Origin of the sequence: Streptomyces sp. NPDC021019, assembly GCF_044333295.1 — a bacterium.
Lineage (GTDB): Bacteria > Actinomycetota > Actinomycetes > Streptomycetales > Streptomycetaceae > Streptomyces.
This window is the reverse complement of the sequence record NZ_JBIRQR010000002.1, coordinates 449,932-468,259: the sequence shown is the minus strand read 5'-3', so window position 1 is coordinate 468,259 and position 18,328 is coordinate 449,932. Positions and strand designations below refer to the sequence as shown.

General features: G+C 73.0%; 16 protein-coding genes. 5 read left to right on the top strand and 11 right to left on the bottom strand.

The annotated features are described in order from the left end of the window. Positions 1 to 170 precede the first annotated feature (170 nt). Entirely contained in the window at positions 171 to 2,411 is a 2,241-nt protein-coding gene (locus ACH4RG_RS13050) for an NB-ARC domain-containing protein (protein WP_397916497.1), read from the top strand. A gap of 125 nt (positions 2,412 to 2,536) precedes the next feature. Then, complete coding sequence (locus ACH4RG_RS13045; protein WP_397916496.1) at positions 2,537 to 3,241, top strand: DUF2470 domain-containing protein; 705 nt, start codon at positions 2,537 to 2,539, stop codon at positions 3,239 to 3,241. 22 nt (positions 3,242 to 3,263) lie between these two features. On the opposite strand, the gene ACH4RG_RS13040 is transcribed toward ACH4RG_RS13045, so the two are convergent. The 4 genes from ACH4RG_RS13040 to ACH4RG_RS13025 form a co-directional block, all read right to left on the bottom strand. Then, positions 3,264 to 3,989 (bottom strand): TetR/AcrR family transcriptional regulator, encoded by a 726-nt coding sequence (locus ACH4RG_RS13040; protein ID WP_397916495.1) that lies wholly within the window; start codon positions 3,987 to 3,989, stop codon positions 3,264 to 3,266. 43 nt (positions 3,990 to 4,032) lie between these two features. Beyond that, positions 4,033 to 4,602: a TetR/AcrR family transcriptional regulator gene (locus tag ACH4RG_RS13035; RefSeq protein WP_397930539.1), complete on the bottom strand. Its 570-nt coding sequence runs from the start codon at positions 4,600 to 4,602 to the stop codon at positions 4,033 to 4,035. A 141-nt stretch (positions 4,603 to 4,743) separates the two neighbouring features. Then, positions 4,744 to 5,826, bottom strand: a complete 1,083-nt coding sequence (locus ACH4RG_RS13030) for a PDR/VanB family oxidoreductase (protein WP_397916494.1) — start codon at positions 5,824 to 5,826, stop codon at positions 4,744 to 4,746. A 3-nt stretch (positions 5,827 to 5,829) separates the two neighbouring features. After that, complete coding sequence (locus ACH4RG_RS13025) at positions 5,830 to 6,735, bottom strand: metal-dependent hydrolase (protein WP_398160887.1); 906 nt, start codon at positions 6,733 to 6,735, stop codon at positions 5,830 to 5,832. A 91-nt stretch (positions 6,736 to 6,826) separates the two neighbouring features. Here ACH4RG_RS13025 and ACH4RG_RS13020 point away from each other — a divergent pair, with 91 nt between their 5' ends. Further along, the gene (locus ACH4RG_RS13020) at positions 6,827 to 7,579 is read left to right on the top strand and encodes a class I SAM-dependent methyltransferase (protein WP_397930392.1); all 753 of its coding nucleotides are present in this window, start codon (positions 6,827 to 6,829) and stop codon (positions 7,577 to 7,579) included. Between the two features lie 33 nt (positions 7,580 to 7,612). On the opposite strand, the gene ACH4RG_RS13015 is transcribed toward ACH4RG_RS13020, so the two are convergent. Beyond that, positions 7,613 to 8,155 carry a carboxymuconolactone decarboxylase family protein gene (locus ACH4RG_RS13015; protein WP_397916491.1) on the bottom strand — a complete coding sequence of 181 codons (543 nt, stop codon included), beginning with the start codon at positions 8,153 to 8,155 and terminating at the stop codon, positions 7,613 to 7,615. A gap of 54 nt (positions 8,156 to 8,209) precedes the next feature. On the opposite strand from ACH4RG_RS13015, the gene ACH4RG_RS13010 reads away from it, so the two are divergent. Then, positions 8,210 to 8,704: a MarR family winged helix-turn-helix transcriptional regulator gene (locus ACH4RG_RS13010; RefSeq protein ID WP_398539494.1), complete on the top strand. Its 495-nt coding sequence runs from the start codon at positions 8,210 to 8,212 to the stop codon at positions 8,702 to 8,704. A gap of 113 nt (positions 8,705 to 8,817) precedes the next feature. Here the strand turns inward: ACH4RG_RS13010 and ACH4RG_RS13005 are convergent, their stop codons facing one another. Together ACH4RG_RS13005 and ACH4RG_RS13000 are read right to left on the bottom strand one after the other, a co-directional pair. Then, positions 8,818 to 9,465, bottom strand: a complete 648-nt coding sequence (locus ACH4RG_RS13005) for a LuxR C-terminal-related transcriptional regulator (protein ID WP_398539493.1) — start codon at positions 9,463 to 9,465, stop codon at positions 8,818 to 8,820. Beyond that, entirely contained in the window at positions 9,450 to 10,718 is a 1,269-nt protein-coding gene (locus tag ACH4RG_RS13000) for a sensor histidine kinase (RefSeq protein WP_397916488.1), read from the bottom strand. Before ACH4RG_RS13000 ends, ACH4RG_RS13005 begins: the two co-directional genes overlap by 16 nt. 243 nt (positions 10,719 to 10,961) lie before the next feature. On the opposite strand from ACH4RG_RS13000, the gene ACH4RG_RS12995 reads away from it, so the two are divergent. Beyond that, entirely contained in the window at positions 10,962 to 13,130 is a 2,169-nt protein-coding gene (locus tag ACH4RG_RS12995) for an MMPL family transporter (RefSeq protein WP_398539492.1), read from the top strand. Between the two features lie 79 nt (positions 13,131 to 13,209). On the opposite strand, the gene ACH4RG_RS12990 is transcribed toward ACH4RG_RS12995, so the two are convergent. The 4 genes from ACH4RG_RS12990 to ACH4RG_RS12975 all read right to left on the bottom strand — a co-directional run bounded on the left by ACH4RG_RS12990 (position 13,210) and on the right by ACH4RG_RS12975 (position 18,275). Next, on the bottom strand, positions 13,210 to 13,872 hold the full coding sequence (locus ACH4RG_RS12990; protein ID WP_397916486.1) for a winged helix-turn-helix domain-containing protein: 663 nt from the start codon (positions 13,870 to 13,872) through the stop codon (positions 13,210 to 13,212). A gap of 360 nt (positions 13,873 to 14,232) precedes the next feature. Continuing rightward, on the bottom strand, positions 14,233 to 15,267 hold the full coding sequence (gene glnII, locus ACH4RG_RS12985) for a glutamine synthetase (protein WP_397916485.1): 1,035 nt from the start codon (positions 15,265 to 15,267) through the stop codon (positions 14,233 to 14,235). A gap of 228 nt (positions 15,268 to 15,495) precedes the next feature. Then, positions 15,496 to 16,638: an ARPP-2 domain-containing protein gene (locus tag ACH4RG_RS12980; protein ID WP_397916484.1), complete on the bottom strand. Its 1,143-nt coding sequence runs from the start codon at positions 16,636 to 16,638 to the stop codon at positions 15,496 to 15,498. Continuing rightward, the gene (locus ACH4RG_RS12975; RefSeq protein ID WP_398539491.1) at positions 16,635 to 18,275 is read right to left on the bottom strand and encodes a hypothetical protein; all 1,641 of its coding nucleotides are present in this window, start codon (positions 18,273 to 18,275) and stop codon (positions 16,635 to 16,637) included. The genes ACH4RG_RS12980 and ACH4RG_RS12975 overlap by 4 nt, the downstream gene beginning before the upstream one ends. Positions 18,276 to 18,328 lie beyond the last annotated feature (53 nt).

The following is an 18,328-nucleotide window of genomic DNA, read 5'->3' as shown; positions in this document are numbered from 1 at the left end:
GCACTACGGTGACGGCAGACGTCGGCAATGGAGCCGCGACAGCCGTCCTGGTTCACCGGGCCGGTCCCGCTCCCCCTCTCGGGGAGCGGGACCGGCCCGGTGCGTGCGGCAGGAGCCCCGCCCGGGGCGGTCGGCTCGCCGGCGCACCCTGCCCCAGCGCCCGGACGGTGATGATGACCAAGGTGGGATACCTCCCTGACGAGATGAGCAGCTTCGTCGGGAGGCGGGCCGAACTGGCCCGGCTGGGAGACGCGTTGGCCGCCCGGCGGATGACCACCCTGATCGGCCCCGGCGGCGTCGGCAAGACCCGGCTCGCACTCCGGGCCGCCCGCGCCGCCGCCGACCGCTACCCGGACGGCGCCTGGTGGGCCGACCTCTCCCCGCTCTCCGACGACGGGCTGCTGCTTCCCACCGTCTCGGACGCGGTCGGACTCGCCGACCACACCCTGCGGATGCCCGTCGAGGTGCTCTGCGAATGGCTCGGCGACAAACGCCTCCTGCTGGTCCTCGACTCCGCCGAACACCTCCGCGCCGGCTGCTCCCATCTGCTGGCCGAGATCCTGACCACCTCGTCCGGCCTGACCGTCCTGGTCACCAGCAGACAGCCGCTCGGTACCCGGGGCGAGTACGTGGTCGAGGTGTCGCCGCTCCCGGTGGACGGCGCGCCCGACGCCCTCCAGCTCTTCGCCGACCGGCTGCGCGCCACCGACCCCGGGGCCGCACTCGGCACCCCCGGCGACGAGGCGGCGGCCACCGAGATCTGCCGCCGCCTCGACGGCATCCCGCTCGCCATCGAGCTGGCCGCCGCGGGCATCGGCCGGCACAGCGTGACCCAGCTCGCCACCCGGATCGGCATCCGCTTCGACGCCCGCAGCGCCGGCTTCGGCGCGCCCGGCCGGGGCTGCCGCCCGGCCCTCGCTCCCGGCCCGGGAGCCCCCGGTTTCGAAGCACCCGGCGTGGACGGCGGCGCACCCGGGTTCGACGGGGCCGACGGGGCCGACGGGTTGGACAGGGCCGACGGAGTCGACGGGTTCGACGAGGATCCGGGCACGGCCCGCCTCGACCTCCTGGCCGACGCGACGGTGTGGCCCCGCCGCCACCGCACCCTGCGCACGGCCATCGGCTGGTCCCACGAGCTCTGCACCCCGCTGGAGCGCCTCCTGTGGGCCCGCCTCACCCCGCTGCGGACCGACTTCGACGAGGCGGTCGCCCGCGAGGTCTGCGCGGGCGGCCCGCTCACCCCGGACGAGGTGGACCGGGCGCTCCAGGGCCTCGTCGCCCAGTCGGTCGTCCAGCGTGACGGCGACCGCTACCGGATGCTCGACACCCTCCGCGAATACGGCCGGATGTGGCTCACCGAGCTGGGCGAGGCCCGCGCCGCCGCCGACCGGCACGCGAGAAGCTTCCTCGGTCTCGCCCGCCGCGCCCACGACGGCTGGACCGGCCCCGACCAGGTGTCCTGGTACCACAAGGTGTCCGACGCCCACCTCGACCTGTGCGCCGCCTTGGAGCATCTGCTCGTCCACGACGTCGGCGGGGCCCAGGAGATGGCGGGCCGCGTCGGCTTCTTCTGGGCCTGCTGCGGCCACCTCTCCGAGGCCCGGAACTACGCCCGGCGAGCCCTGGACGCGGGCCCGGTCGAAGGGCCCCACCGGACCAGGCTGCAATGGGTTCTCGGCGTCGCGGCCCTGCTCCAGGGCGACTTCGCGACCGCCGAGAAGTGCGGCGCGCTCTGCACAGCCGGCGCGCTGTTCGACCGGGACGGCGAGGGCATGCTCTGCGCGGCCTATCTCTCCGGTGTCACCCAGCTGATGACCGGGGAGCCCGAGGCGGCGCTGGAAGCGGTCGGGCGGGTGCTGCGGATGACCGAGGGCGTGCCCGTGGACTCGCCCCACCGGCTGCGCTGCCACCTCATCACCGTCTTCGCGCTCACCGCGCTCGGCCGGCTCACCGAGTCCGAGGCCGCGGCCACCACGCTGCGCCGGGCCTGCGAACGCGGCGGCGAACACTGGACCCGCTCCTACGCGGACTACCAACTCGCCCTGATCGCCCTGCTCCAGGGCCGCCCAGAAGCCTCCGCCACGCACGCCCGGTCGATGCTCGCGGGCAAGCACCGGCTCCGCGACAGCTTCGGCATCGCGCTGGGGCTGGACATCCTGGCCGCCGCCATCGCCGCCCAGGGCGCGGGCGCGCAGGCCGCCCGGGTCTACGGCACCGGCCACGCGTACTGGTGCATGGTCGGCCATCCCCGGCGTGGCACGCCCGAGCTGGGGCCGGTCCGCGCGAGGTGCGAGCTCCAGGCGCGGGCGGCCGTCGGCGACGAGGCCTACCAGCGGGCCTTCGAGCGCGGCCGGTCGGACAACGCGGAGGTCGGCCTCGCCGCCGCCCTCCGCACCGAGCTACAGCTCTGACCCGTGCGTGGCCGGGACCGGTGCACGGATGGAGCCCCGGACTACCAACACCCGGGCCAAGTAGGTAAGGTTAGGCATACCTAAGTTGCTGCTTGGGTTCCGCTGACCCTCACTGGAGAACTCGGATGCGTCTTTCCCGCCCCCGCGCCTCGCGGCCGACCCGCGCCGAGCGCGTCCGGTCGATCCTGACCGTCGCCCACTCCATGACGGTGGTCAGCGACGGACTGCACACCGAAGTCCGCCGCCTCGACGGCACCTGTGCGATGGGCCATATCCACCTGCACGCCCCGAACGACGGCGGCCACGCGCCGAGCGCCGAACGCGTTCCGGCACGCCTGGAGTTCACGGACATCGCCCCCACTCCCGTACGCGACCGGCTGCGCGCCCGCGTCACGGTCACCGGGCTGCTGGCCGCCCCGTACACCACCGACACCGAGCAGAGCACCTGCATGGAGTTCGGGCAGGCCGTCCTGGAGGACGCCGAGGGGCGCGCCTTCATCACCCTGGAGGAGCTCGAAGAGGTGGAGACCGACCCGATCGCCGCCTGTGAGGCGGGCATGCTCACGCATCTGGTGGACGACCACGCCGAGCTCGTCCCGCTGCTCCTGCGCCTCGTCCACCCCCGCCCTGGGCGCGGCATGACACGGGCCGTGCCGCTGGCGATGGACCGCTTCGGGGTGACCCTGCGGCTCGAATACCCCAGCACCCACGAGGACGTGCGGCTGCCGTTCCCCCGCCCGGTCACCGAGATCGACCAGGCGGGCCCGCAGATCCACGCCCTGCTGGCCGCCGCCCGCCGCGTCTCCCACCGCAACGGCCTGCCGGCCTGACCCCGCTTCCGGCCCGGATTGCTCAGCGCGGCAGGCGTTGCGCGGGAACGGCGGGCATGTCCGGGGCGAACGCGGAGAGCCGCGCGAGCAGCTCCCCGAACGGGCCGTCCGCCGGCTCCTGGGACAGCACCCGCAGCACGATGTCCGCCATCTCCTGGTCGTACGCGGCGCTGACCGCGGCGAGCGCCGCGAAGTCGTGCACCAACTGCGTCTCCAGCTCGGCGCGGGGGATGCGCCGCCCGTCCAGCCAGATCAGCGCCGTCGCCTCGGCGAGCGAGATCCAGGAGCGGACCACCAGGTCCAGCCGGGCCGGTGGTTCGGTCACTCCGAGGTGCGTGACGATCTGCTCGTACGCGGCCTGCCGCACCCCGTCGATCATCGCGTTCGCCGTCGAGGAACCGACCGCGGGCCCGCCCCGCATCAGCGCCGAGAAGCCGGGACCGTGCTCGTCGACGAAGTCGAGGAACCGCCCCGTCACCCGGAGCAGCCGCGCGCCCAGGGGCCCCTCCAGTGGCTCCAGGAAGCGGGCCGCCAACTCGTCCGCGGCCCGCCGCAGCGCCGCCTCGTACAGGCTCCGCTTCCCGGGGAAGTAGTGGTACACCAGCGGACGGGAGATGCCCGCGGCCGCGGCGATCTCGTCGATCGACACGTCCTCGGGCGAGCGGCGGCTGAACAAGTCCAGCGCGACGCCGATCAGTTGCTGTCTGCGCTCGTCGACGCCCATCCTGCGCCGCGCCCCGGTCGTCATACGGACAGCCTATCCGGGGTGTGTACGCCCCCTCCCTCTCCCGTCAGTCGCCGCCGGAGTCGAGCAACCACCTCGTCGTCAGTTCGTGGATGTCGGCACGGCCGCGATCGCCGTGCTCGGCGAACACGAACCGGTCGGCGATGTACAGGGAGAAGGTGATCAGGCAGCGCGCCTCGACCTCGTCCTCGTCGGCGCAGAACGCGCGGAACAGTGAACGCAGGTAGTCCATGTGGCGGTTGTCGACGCGCCGAACGCGTGTCGCGACCGCCGGATCGCGCCGGGCCCAATCGCGAATCGCCAGGTCGGTCGTGATGTCCGTGCTGAGCCCGTCCCCCGAGTCGACGATCGCGAACAGGTGGCGCAACCGGGCTTTCGCATCGCCGCCCTCCTGCTCGACACGTGCTTCCACGTCCTCGGTGATCTCGCGTTCCCAGCGGTCGAGCATCTCCTCCAGCAGGGCGCGCCGGCCGGCGAAGTATCCGTAGAAGCCGCCCTTGGAGACGCCGAGAGCCTTCGCCAGCGTCTCGATCTGGACGGCGTCCGGACCGCCCGTCGCGAGCGCGCGCAGTCCTTCGTCGATCCACCTGTGACGCGGGGTGCGAGCCACCGCCATGATCTGCTCCGCTCCGCTTCGGCCACCCATCTGTACGACATCGTATAGATGCGTGCCGGGCCCGCATCTGTACGAGGCCGTACAGATGCGGGGCGGCCGCCCGCGCCGAAAGGCACGCAGAAGGTGACTCCGCCGTAGCGTTCAGAGGTCCAGGACGAGACGCCCGCCCCGGCACCGTGAGACGCAGATCAGCATCGAGCCGCCCCGCTCGTCGTCGGGCAGCAGATCGTCCCGGTGATCGATCTCGCCCTCCAGGACCCGCTGTCGGCAGGTCCCGCAGAACCCCTGCTCGCAGGAGTACGCGACATGGGGCGCCGCCGCGCGGACGGCGGCCAGCACCGACTGCCCGGCCGCGACCGGCACCGTCCGCCCGCTGCGCCGCAACTCCACCTCGAACGCCCCGGAACCGGGGCCCGCCGCGTCCCCCGTCGCGGCCGAGAACCGCTCCAGACGCAGGGGGAGTCCCTCCGGGAGCGCGGCGGCCACGGCATCCATCAGCGGCCCGGGCCCGCAGCAGTAGACCGCCGTGCCCGGGGCGAGGCCGCCCAGAGCCGCCGCGACGTCCGGGTGGCCCGCCTCGTCCTGGGCGACGACCGTGACCCGGTCCCCGTCCGCGCCGAGCCTCTCGATCTCCGCCAGGAACGGCATCGACCCCCGCGACCGGCCCCCGTACAGCAGCCGCCAGTCGGCCCCCGCCGCGGCCAGCGAGCGCAGCATCGGCAGGACCGGGGTGATCCCGATGCCGCCGACGACGAAGACGTAGGCTCCGGCCTCGGTCAGCGGGAAGCGGTTGCGCGGCCCGCGCACCTCGATCTCCAGGCCCTCCCGGAGCTGCTCGTGCACCTCCCGCGAACCACCCCGGCCGCCCTCCACCAGCCGGGCCGCCACCGTGTACGCACCGGTGTCGTCCGGGTCGCCGCACAGCGAGTACTGCCGTACCAGACCGGACGGCAGCACCAGGTCCAGATGGGCCCCCGGTTCCCAGCGCGGCAGACCGGCCCCCTCCAGCCGGAGCTGGACGACACCGTCGGCGACCTCGCTCCGCCCGGTGATGAGCAGCCGTCGGGCCGACGTCGCGCGCCGCTCCGAGTGGCCCGATACCGGCTCGGGCAGGGCGGGCAGCGGCCACAGTGGTGACCGGGCGATCCGGCGCTTGAGGGCGCGCCGGGTGAGCAGGGCGGCGGCGGAGACGAGGGCGACGGTACGCAGACGGGGCAGCGCCATGATTCAGGCCCCTTCCGTCATGACGGCCTCGGCGGCGAGCGCGGCGGGGGAGCGGGTCAGGTAGTCGACGGCCTGGGCCGTACTGCCCTCCCGGGAGGGGTGGTAGGACCGGCTGAGATAGCTCGGCACGGACCGCAGGATCGCGCCCGTGCTGGGCAGCGTGCCCTGCTTTCCGCTCGCGTGGAACGCCTTGAACGAGGCCTTGCCGCCCAGCAGCGTGGGGTCGTTCTCCATGAAGAAGCGGATGCCGCGCTGCCAGAGGAACACCAGCGCGGAGAACGCCGCCGCCCAGGTGCGCACCCGCCGCCGGTAGCCGCCGTCCACGTGCAGGAAGACGTCGAAGGCCACCGACCGGTGCTCGACCTCCTCCGCCCCGTGCCAGCGCAGCAGATCGAGCATCGTCGGATCCGCTCCCCGGCGGTCCAGGGCCTCGGCGTTGAGGATCCAGTCGCCGAGGAACGCGGTGTAGTGCTCGATCGCCGCGATCATCGCCACCCGCTCCATCAGCCACCACTGCGAGGCCCGCCCCGGCGGCAGCGTCCGGTCCCCGAGCAGCTTCTCGAAGAACCAGTCGACCTGCGCGGTGTACGGGGTCGGGTCGAGGCCCAACTCCCGCAGGTGCGGCAGAACGTCGTCGTGGGCCTGCGCGTGCACGGCCTCCTGGCCGATGAACCCGATGACGTCCTCGCGCAGTCGGTCGTCGTGTATGTAGGGGAGTATCTGCCGGTAGACGTGGATGAACCAGCGCTCCCCGGCCGGGAGCAGCAGGTGGAGCACGTTGATGGTGTGCGTGGTGAACGGGTCGCCCGGCACCCAGTGCAGGGGGGTCTTCTCCCAGGCGAAGGACACCTTGCGGGCCTTGAGGGGCGTCCGCTCCGACGCGACCGCCGCTGGCTGCGTGTTAGACATGGCGTCAATGTACTGACGGGTATGCGGGGCGACCAGAGGCGTGCAGGGATTTCCGTGTCGTTCTGCCGGGCCCCACGCGATGATTGCGTGTATGACGAAACCTGAGCAGGCCCGATCCTTCGACGCGGTCGCCGCCGCCTACGACGCGCACCGCCCCTCCTACCCGCCCGCGCTGTTCGACGCCGTCGAGGAGCTGGCCGGAGTGCCGCTCGCCGGAGCCCGGGTCGCGGACGTCGGAGCGGGGACCGGTCTCGGCACGGCACGGCTGTACGAGCGCGGCGCCCGGGTCACGGCGGTGGAGCCGGGCGACGGGATGGCCGAGCAGTTCCGCCGCAGCCTGCCGGACGTGCCGCTGGTCCGGGGCGACGGGAACAGCCTGCCGCTGCGGACCGGCTCCATGGACCTGATCACGTACGCCCAGGCCTGGCACTGGACCGACCCGGCACGCTCGATACCCGAGGCCCGCCGGGTACTGCGCCCGGGCGGGGCGCTGGCGCTCTGGTGGAACGACGGCGACCCGTCCGTGGAATGGCTCGTCGACCAGGAGAACCGGATGCGGGTCTTCTTCGGGGTGGAGGTTCCTCCCGCCCCGTCCCACGAGGCCCGCTTCCGGGCCGAACTGCCCGACGGGCTCGACTTCCGCACCCGGCAGGTGGCGTGGAGCCGCCGCGTACCGGTCGACGCCCATATCGCCACCCTGGCCACCCACTCCGACTTCCTGATCGGCGACCCGGTCGAGGTCCGCGACTTCTTCGACCGGGAACGGGCCCTGCTCACCGCGATGTTCCCGGACGGCGAGGTCGAGGACGCCTACGTCGTGAGTCTTGCCGTAGCTCACCCCTGAGCCCGTCCCGGGTGCGGGGCGGGCCGCCGACTCTCAGGCGAAGGCGGCCAGGGGGGCGTCCACCGGGGCGCCGGTGAGCCGGTTGGCCAGGGTCGACAGGGTGTACGCGCCGATTCCCAGGACCACTTCGAGGGCGTTCTGCTCGGTGTAGCCGTGCGCCAGGAAGTCCCGCAGAGTGGCGTCGTCCACCGCGCCCGCCGAGGCGAGCACCGACAATGTGAACCGCCGCACGGCTTCGAGGCGTTCGTCCGGAAGCGGAGCCCCGGCGTGGTCGCGCAGGGCGGTGACGAGTGCCGGATCGGCGTCCAGGGCGGTCAGCTTCGCGGTGTGCATCGCGACGCAGAGGTGGCAGTCGTTGCGGGTGGCCATCGTCATGATCAGGACCTCGCGGGAGAGCGGGTCCAGGGTGCAGGCCTCGAAGATCGCGCTGATCCTCAGGAAGCCGTCCAGGGCGTGGGGCGAGGCGGCGAGCCGGGCGATCGCGGCGGGCCGGTAGCCCAGCCGCTCGGTCACCGCCTCCATGGCACGCCGGGAGCCGGGCGGGGCGGTCTCGGGGGTGAGATCGGGAAAGGGCATGGCAGGGCCTCACTACGCGGGGGCGGATTGGGCAGGCCGGCTACGATCGACAATATGGTTGACGAAAAAAAGGTAAACCAGGTTGTCGATCCTGGCAAGGGCTTCGAGTTGCCGCTGCTGCTCTTCGCCGGCTTCCGCTCGATCATCGACGCCCTGCACCGGGACCTGGCCGAGCGCGGACACCCCGAGACCCGGCCCGCGTACGGCTTCGCCCTCCAGGCGGTGGGATACGACGGCGCGGCCATCAGCGAGATCGGGCGGCGGCTCGGGGTCTCCAAACAGGCCGCCGGAAAGACCGTCGAGAAGCTGGAGGCGCTCGGCTACGTGGAGCGCGCCCCGGACCCCGCCGACGGCCGGCGCACCCTGATCCGCCTCACCCCGCACGGCGGCGACCTGCTGGCCCGGTCCGCCGAGGGCTTCGACCGGCTGCGGGCGGAATGGGCCCGGACGCTCGGCGAGGAGCGGCTGGCCGCCCTGGAGCGGGACCTGCGCGCGATGGCCCCCGGCGGGGCGTTCCGGCTGGACGCGGCGGGCTGGTTCACGGGCTGACCAGCGCCACGCGCGCCCCGGCCGCGCGCCCCGGCCGCGCGCCCCGGCCGCGCGCCCCGGCCGCGCGCCCCGGCCGCGCGCCCCGCCCACGCGCCCCGCCCACGCGCGACGGCTCAGCCGTGGTCCAGATACGCCAGCACCGCCAGCACCCGGCGGTTGTCGTCGTCCGACGGGGGCAGGTCGAGCTTGCCGAAGATGTTCGACGTGTGCTTGGCCACCGCCCGCTCCGTGATCACCAGCTGCGAGGCGATGGCGGCGTTGGAGCGGCCCTGGGCCACCAGTTCCATCACCTCCCGCTCGCGCGGGGTGAGGCCGCCCATCGGCTTGTCCTGCGAACGACGCGACAGGAGCTGGGAGATGACCTGCGGGTCCATCGCCGTGCCGCCCGCCGCCACCCGCCGTACCGCGTCGATGAACTGGTCCGCGTCGAAGACCCGGTCCTTCAGCAGATAGCCGATGCCGCCGTCGCCGTCCGCCAGCAACTCCCGTGCGTACAGCTGCTCCACGTGCTGCGAGAGCACCAGCACCGGAAGCCCTGGCCGCGCCCGGCGGGCGGCCAGGGCGCACTGGAGGCCCTCGTCGGTGTGGGACGGCGGGAGCCGGACATCGACGACGGCGACGTCCGGCTCCAACTCGGCCAGGGCCTTGGTCAGTTCGGGCCCGGTCTCCACAGCCGCGGCGATCTCGAAGCCATACGCCTCCAGCATGCGCACCAGACCGTCGCGCAGCAGGAAGAGATCTTCGGCTAGGACAACTCGCAAGGAATCTCCATGGTCACCATGGTGGGACCGCCCGCGGGGCTGCTGACGGCCAGGATGCCGTCGAATGTACCCAGTCGCCGTTCGATTCCGCTCAGCCCCGAGCCCGATCCGACGACCGCACCACCCCTGCCGTCGTCCGTCACGGAGATCCGGAGCATCCCCTCCGCGTGGTGCAGGTCCACGTAGATCCGCTCCGCCCCCGCGTGTTTCACCGTGTTCGTCAGGGCCTCGCTGACCGCGAAGTACGCCGCCGACTCCACCGGGGCCTCCGCCCGCCCCGGCAGCTCCACCGTCACCTCGGAGGCGACCGGCAGTCGCAGGGCCAGCGCCCGGACCGCGTCGCCGAGGCCCCGCTCCGCGAGGACCGGCGGGTGGATGCCGCGTACCAGGTCGCGCAGCTCGGTGAGAGCCTCCGCCGACGACTCCCGGGCCATCGCCAGCATCTTCTTCGCCTGCGCCGGGTCCTTCTCGATCAGCGCCTCGATCGTGCCCAGGTTCATGCCCATCGCGACCAGCCGGGCCTGCGCCCCGTCGTGCAGGTCCCGCTCGATGCGGCGCAGTTCGGACGCGGCGGTGTCCACGGCCTCGTGCCGGGTCTCGGTGAGCCGCTGGACGCGCTGCGCCAGCTCCTGGTCCTGGGTGGGCGCCAGCAGCGTCCGGGCGAGCACGAAGTGCAGCCGCAGCAGCGGCCGGCTCGCCCACAGCCCGACGTGGAAGAGCACGATTCCCAGCGCCAGGGCCGCGAACCCCGTCGCCTGGCTGTCCACCGGCACGAAGCCGTACCAGTACGGATCGTCCCGGAACACCCGCCACAGGCCTGCCGCCAGGACCAGCCCCTCGACGGGGTAGATCATCAGGGCCGCCGCCAGGACCGCCACCACCGTGCCGGCGGTCATGTCCATCAGCAGCCAGAGCAGGTCCCGCCAGGTCGCCGGGTCCTTCAGCAACAGCGTGGTGCGCTCCACCTGACCGGTGACGCCCGGCCGCAGATCCTTGGGGAACGGCCGGTACGGGACCGGAATCCGCACGTACGACCAGGTCGCCGCCCACAGCCGCCGCTGGTTGGCGTGCTTGCGGACCGCCTCCAGCACCACCGGGGTGGTGAACACGCCGACGCCCAGCAGGATGAAGGCGATCGAGAGCACCGCGAGCACGAACAGAGTGATGGACGCCGCCAGGCCGGCCACCGACAGGAACAGTCCGCGCCCCGCCGCCAGCGCCGCCGGCCGCAGCCGTCCGGAGAACACCTTCATCGCAGGTCTCGCCCCCTCGCCGGAGCCGGGCAGGTCCCGGTCCGGGTGCCAGTCTCACCCGGCGCCACCCCGCCGCGTCAGCCGGTCCGCCACCCGGAGGGGGTGTACCTGGCACCACCCCCGCGTCCGCCTCCTACGCCTCCGCGACCGGGGGCCCCGACGGCTGGGGCGGAACCCGTCCGATTTCTAGATTCGAAGCGTCCCGATCACTTACCTGACGCTTACCTCCGGGGGAGAAACCGCATGAGGCGCAGAAACCGCACGAGGCGCAATCTCGCCGCACGCATCGGCGTGTGGAGCACCCACCATCGCAAGACGGCCGTATTCGGCTGGCTGCTCTTCGTCGTGCTCGCCACGGGCATCGGCGGGGCCACCGGCATGGTCGAGATGACCAACGCGGAGAACGGCGCGGGCGAGTCCGCCCGTGCCGAGCAGATCCTCCTCGACGCCGGACTCGCCAAGCCCGCGGGCGAACTCGTCATGGTCTCCGCCCCCGCCGCGGGCGACTGGAAGCCGGCCGCCGAAGCCCTCGCCGACGCCGTACGGCAGACCGGCGAAGCACAGAACATCGCCCCGCCCGTCGCCTCCGAGGACGGCAAGGAGGCCCTGATCGCCTTCGAGATGAAGGGCGAGGCCGCCACCTCGTCCGACCGGGTCCAGCCCGTCCTGGACGCGGTCGCCGCCGTGGGCGAGGACCACCCGGACACCGAGATCCACCAGTTCGGCGAGGCCAGCGCGGGCAAGTGGCTCGGCGACCTGCTGGCCGAGGACTTCAAGAAGGCCGAGTTCACCGCCGTACCGCTCGCCCTCGGCATCCTCCTCGTCGCCTTCGGCGCGGTCGTCGCCGCCCTGCTCCCGGTCGGGCTCGCCCTCACCGCGTGCATGGCCGCCTTCGGTCTCCTCTCCATCGCCAGCCACCAGCTGCACCTGTTCCAGACCACCTACTCGGTGATGTTCCTGATGGGCTTCGCCGTCGGAGTCGACTACTGCCTCTTCTACCTGCGCCGCGAACGTGACGAACGCGCCGCCGGACGGGACGCCGAGACCGCCCTGCGCATCGCGGCCGCCACCAGCGGCCGGGCGGTGCTCGTCTCCGGCCTCACCGTGATGGTCGCGATGGGCGGCATGTTCCTCTCCGGGCTCCTGCTGTTCAAGGGGTTCGCGCTCGCCACGATCATCGTCGTCTTCATCGCCATGCTCGGCTCGGTCACCGTCCTGCCCGCCCTGCTCTCCTGGCTCGGCGACCGCGTCGACGCCGGCCGCATCCCGCTGCTCAACCGCCGCGCCCAGCGCGGCCGGGCCGGCAGCGGCCGCATCGTCGGCCGGGTGCTGGGCCCCGTACTCGCCCGGCCCCGTGCCTTCGCCGTCGCCGCCGCCGTCCTGCTCCTCGCGCTCGCCGCGCCCGCCCTCGGCATGAAGACCGAATCCCTCGGCCTGGAGAAGCAGTTCGGCTCCGACTCGCAGCTCTCCATCGCCCACAGCCGGATCACCGAGAGCTTCCCCGGCGGTCCCGCCCCCGCCCTCGTCGTCGTCACCGCGCCCGACATCGCCGCCCCGGACGTCACCAAGGCCCTCGACGGATTCGAGGACGTCACCGTCCACCGGGCCAAGAACGTCGCCGAGATCGAGATCCCCCTCCCGGGCGGCACCGCCGACCTCACCGAACTGCGCGACAAGCGCCTGCCCGCCGCGTTCGACGGCACCGGGGCCAGGGCCCACGTCACCGGAGAGACCGCCGGATCGGTCGACTTCAACGATCAGCTCCGGCGCGGCATCGTCCCGGTCTTCGCCTTCATCACCGCGGTCACCTTCCTGCTGATGCTGTTCTGCTTCCGCAGCTACGTCATCGCCGTGACGTCCATCGCCCTCAACCTGCTCTCGGTGGCCGCCTCCTACGGCGTGATGACCGCCGTCTTCCAGCACGGCTGGGGCGCGTCGCTCATCGGCTCGGAGGGGGTCGGGGCGATCGAGGCGTGGATGCCGCTGTTCGTCCTCGTCGTCCTGTTCGGGCTTTCCATGGACTACCACGTGTTCGTCGTCTCCCGGATCCGGGAGGCACGCGGCGGCGGCCTCGACAACCGGGCCGCGATCGAGACCGGCATCCGGAGCACGGCCGGGGCGGTCACCGGAGCGGCGGCCATCATGGTCGCGGTGTTCGCGGTGTTCGGCACCCTGTCCATGCAGGACATGCAGCAGATGGGCGTCGGCCTCGCCGTCGCGGTGCTGCTGGACGCCACCGTCGTACGGATGGTGCTGCTGCCCTCCGTGATGCTGCTGCTGGGCGAGCGCAACTGGCGTACGCCCCGCGGCCTTTCGCGCCTGCCGAGCCTCGAGGAGGAGAACCACGGGGGACACGACGAGCCGGCCGGCCCGGTGAGCACCCCCGCCCCGGCGGGGCGGCAGCAGCTCTGAGACGCCCGGACGGCCCCGGACCACGGTGAGGAGGAACCGTGGTCCGGGGCCGCCGGACGTTCCGGGTGGACCGAGCCGGTCAGGGCGTGTACTTGTACCCGACCCGCCGGACCGTCTGGATCGAACGGCGGTACCGCGCACCGAGCTTGCGGCGCAGCCGCGCGACATGGACGTCGACGGTGCGCCCGTCGCCCACGTGCCCGTAACCCCACACCGTCGTCACCAACTGGTCGCGGGTGTGCACCCGGTGCGGGTGCGCCACCAGATGCGACAGCAGCTCGAACTCCAGGTACGTGAGATCGAGGGCGACACCGTCGACGGAAGCCGTACGCCGGGTGGCGTCGATCCGCACCGGACCGACGGGCGCCCCCTCGCCGACCGCCCGGTCGGGCTCCGGCTGCTGGGGGAACGGCGAGCCGCCCGGCCGGAGCCGGGAGGCCGCGACGGCCCCCGCGAGCGCCGGCTGCTGATCGGCCGGCACGAGTACCAGGTAACCGATCATCGGCGGCTGACCGGGAAGAGTGGGCAGGGTGTGCTGCGGGGCGGGCAGCCAGGTGGCCCCGGGCGGGAGGAAGTCCGTGACGTCGGCCGGCGGCCCGGCGACCTCGTCACGGTCGACCGCGCGCAGCCGGTGCCGGTTCGGGTGGGCGGGGAGGGTGCGGGCGGTGGGGCGGGCCGCAGCGGGCGCCGGGGACGCCGCGGTGGCGGCGGACGCGGCGGAGAAGGTACGGGTGTTCGCCATGAGGGTCAGCTCTTTCGCGCGAGGAGTCGTCAGGGACGGACTTACGTCGTGCGCGCGGACCGAAGGCCGGGGTGAGCGGCTTTAGTGGGCCTGCGCGTTCCACGCGCGGCAACACACCCGGTCGAAATCATGGTGCTGACGGGAAGGCCAGAACGGTTCGAGGTCGCTGCGACCCGACGCGATGTGCTGGTAGCCGGCCATGTGCTCCATTCAAGCAGACATCGCGGCCGTGCGTCAGACTCCTCCCACCCGTCGATACGGGCCCTGTGCGTAACGTTCCTCACGCCCGGCCGTCACCGCCCACGGGGGAGGGGCCCGCCGGCGAACCGGCGGACCCCTCCTTCCCGGTCGGCGTCGGGATCAGACCTGGCCGGCCTTCTCCAGCGCGGTGCAGCAGGTGTCGACGATCAGCCGGGTGACGACGTACGGGTCGACGTTGGCGTTGGGGCGACGGTCCTCGATGTAGCCCTTGCGGTCCTGCTCGACCTGCCACGGGATGCGGACCGAGGCGCCGCGGTCGGAGACGCCGTAGCTGTACTCGTTCCACGGGGCGGTCTCGTGCAGGCCGGTGAGCCGGTCGTCGATGCCCGCGCCGTAGTTCTTCACGTGGTCCATCGGCTTGGAGCCCTCGCCCAGCGACTCGCACGCGGTGATGATCGCGTCGTAGCCCTCGCGCATCGCCTTGGTCGAGAAGTTGGTGTGCGCGCCCGCGCCGTTCCAGTCGCCCTTGACCGGCTTCGGGTCCAGGGTGGCGGAGACCTGGAAGTCCTCGGCGGTGCGGTAGAGCAGCCAACGGGCCACCCACAGCTGGTCGGAGACCTCCAGCGGGGACAGCGGGCCCACCTGGAACTCCCACTGGCCGGGCATGACCTCGGCGTTGATGCCGGAGATGCCGAGCCCCGCAGCCAGGCAGTTGTCGAGGTGCTTCTCCACGATGTCGCGGCCGAAGATCTCGTCCGCGCCGACACCGCAGTAGTAGCCGCCCTGCGCGGCCGGGAAGCCGCCCTCGGGGAAGCCGAGCGGCCGGTGGCCGTCGAAGAAGGTGTACTCCTGCTCGATGCCGAAGATCGGGGCCTGACCCGCGAACCGCTCGGCGAGCGGGCGCAGCGCGGCCCGGGTGTTGGACTCGTGCGGCGTCATGTCGATGTCGAAGACCTCGCACAGGACGAGGATGTCCGCGCCGCCGCGGATCGGGTCCGGACAGGTGAAGACGGGCTTCAGCACCCGGTCGGACGCGTGGCCCTCGGCCTGGTTGGTGCTGGAGCCGTCGAATCCCCAGAGGGGCAGATCCGCCACGTCCCCCGACGGCGAGCCGTCCATGATCTTCGTCTTGGAACGAAGCTTGGCGGTCGGCTCGGTGCCGTCTATCCAGATGTACTCAGCCTTGAACGTCACGGACGCCATCCTTCGCGGGTGCAGCGGTCTATGCGCCGCAGCTTGGCAAGACGCGATTTCCCGTCCGTTGCCCCGGTGTGAACCCCGTGTTACCGAGGTTTCCCGCGTTACGGGGGCCCGCGTCCGGGCCCGTCGCCCATGGCCCGGCGGTAATGAGGGTGCCGTCGACGGCGGCGACCCGGGCGGCGTCGAGGCGGGCGCCGACGGCGGTGCTGCCTCGGGAGACGCTCAGACACTGCCCTTGAGCAGGGCCGAGAACCCGGCCGCCCGCAGCCGGCGGACCAGCTCCTGGCGGCTCGACCCCAGGGCGGCGGCCGCCCGATCCAGCTCCCAGCCGGCCCCGGCCACGGTCCGCAGGAGATGCCCCCGGCGGATCTGGGCGTCGGAGAGCCGGAACGTCTTGAGGTAGGCGACCCGCCCCCGGTGATCGGTGATCGTCTCCCCGATGTGCTGCCCGCCCCCGTCCCGGACGAACGGCGGCAGGAAGCGCCAGAGGGTGAAGGACTTCATCCGGTACACCCGGTCGAACGCGTACGAGGTGTCCAGGAGCTCCCGCGCGAACAGGGTGTCGTGCGCCTCCTCCCACGCCCGCGTCCGCTCCCGCGCCGCCGACCGCAGCTCGCCGAGCGTCCGGATGTGCTCCTCGCCCCCGATCCGCACCGGCACCTGAGGCACCGGAACCCCGTACAGCGCGTACTGGTGCACCAGCTCCCCGTAGAGGTCCTCCACCAGCGAGGCGTGCAGAAGGCGGTAGTCGTCCGGATGCGGGACGACGAACGCGGCGGCGAGCGCGTCGGAGACGTACACCATCACCCCGCACTGGCCCGGGTGGATCTCGAAGATCCGCAGCGCGTCCGCGAGCCCGCGCACCGACCGCCCGAGGTAGGCGTCCTCGGCGCGCGGTGAGAGCCCGTCGCGCAGGGCCGTCCGCGACCACTCCTCCCAGGCGGTCGACGGACCGCCGAAGTGCAGGGCGAGATACCCCTCCAGCGCCAGGTGCAACGGCAGGAACCGCAGCCGGTCGCCGGGCCTCCGCCTGGCCATCCGGTGGTGCGGCAGCGGCGGCAGCGGGACGGCCCGGGGCGCCCCGCCCCCGCCGAACTGGGTACCGTACGCGGCCGACCGGCGGCGGCCCGCCTCCGGTGCCGGGCCGCCCTCCCCCGACCAGTCGGCGACCAGACCGTGCGGGATGTACGAGACGTAGTGGGCCCGGGGCCCGAGCTCGACGATCCCCGCGCCGAGACCCTCGTACACCTCGCGGTGCAGCCGCAGCCCCTCCACCGGCGCCTCGCGGACCAGCGGGACGAGACGGACGCCGCCCCACACCTGCGAGGGCCGGGCGGTCAGCCCGGTCAGCTCCAGCCGGTTCACGGGGCCACTCCTTCTTCTCCGCCTGGTCCGGTGAACCGGGCCACTCGCCGGTCCAGATACGCGTAAAGCTCCGCCGGCCCCGTGCGCCCCTCAGCGAACCGGGCGATCTCCACCAGCGCGGGCAGATCCTCCGCGTCCCTGATCCCGGCCGTAGCCACCCCCGCCGCCAGCCGCCGCACGTCGAAACCCTCCGCGTCGTATACGGGGTTGACGTGCACCACCGCCGTCCGCCGCTCCGGGTCCAGCCGGCGCCGCCACACCCGCAACACCTCGCCCGCCAGGCCCGCCGGAGCGTTGTCCCAGCCGTCCGAGACGATCACCAGCCGGTCCGGGGCCGCGCCGCCGGGCCCCGGCTCCAGCGCGTCCAGGACCCGCGTCCCCAGTGGGGTCGGCCCCCACGGGCGCACGAGCAGCGCGTCGCCCGCGCCCGAGGTCCACAGCCCCCGGTACACGCCGGGCGCGGCGAGCACCTCCAGCAGGTGGTGGCAGGCCAGCGCCACGGCGAGGGGCCGCCGCCGCTTCTGCCCCGAACCGGACGAGGAGAAGCTGTCGTCCAGCACCGCGTGCACCCGCCCCCAGCTCCCCGCGTGCCCGCCCGCCGCCCGGCCGGCCGCCGCGCGCAGGGCGCCGGTCAGCTCGGCCCGCCGCTCGGCACGCTGCTCGAAGCCGAGCGACAGCACGTACAGGGCGAGCCGGGTCAGCGGCATCACGGTCAGATCCACCCGTACCGCCGGGGCGCCCCGCCGCCCGCCCGCGGCCTGCTGCTCCTGGGTGCGCAGCCGCTCCAGCCGGGTCATCCGGGGCGCGGCCCGCTTCAGGAAGACCTCGCGCCTCATCCCGTGCTTGGCGGCGAACCCCTCCGCCACCGTGAACGGCAGCTCGGCCACGGCCCCCTGCTCGTAGTGGGCGCGCCGCCAGGCGTCGAGCATCCCGTGCTCGTAGCGCGGCAGCCGGCCGGGCCGGAACAGGAACGCCCCGACCTCGGCGAGCGGTGCACCCCCGTCAGGGCAGGGCAGGTGGATGTGCCGGACGGCCGTCTTCAGCCCGGCCCGGTACTTCACCGCGTCATGGCCCAGGTCGGGCCGGGCCGCCAGCCAGTCCCGCATGATCGCCCGGGTGCGCCGGTTGTTGACCTTGCCGCGGCGCAGCTCGCCGAAGAGCCGGTAGACGCGTGGCGGCGGCAGCGACGCCAGCCGGGCGGCGATGAGCCGCCCTTCGGTACGCCGCTCCGCGGGGCTCGCCTCGCCCGCCGTCTCCAGCAGTCGGCGCACGATGAGGGACGCGTTGTGGTGGTTGATGTCCAGGGCCAGTGAAGCGGCGTACACCCGGCGGTAGTTGACCCGTACGTAGGTGTGCAGGAAGTCCAGGGACAGCTGCTGGTCGGCGGCGCCCGAGCGGAACTCGCGCTGCCCGGTCGCGGTGATCGCCGCGTTCACGAAGAGCAGGACGTCCTCGGCGGCGACGAGTTCGGCTACGGAGCCGGCCGCGCGTACGGTCTCGGCCGCGCCTGCGGAGCCAGAAGCTCCCACGGTCTCGGGTGCCCGTACGGTCTCGGGTGCCCGTACGGTCTCGGGTGCCCGTACGGTCTCGGGCGCTCGTACGGACTCGGCCGCGCGTACTGACTCGGGCGTGTTCATGAAATCCCCCGGGAGAAACAGAGAAGCCGGCCGGGGAATGAAGGCACGAACAA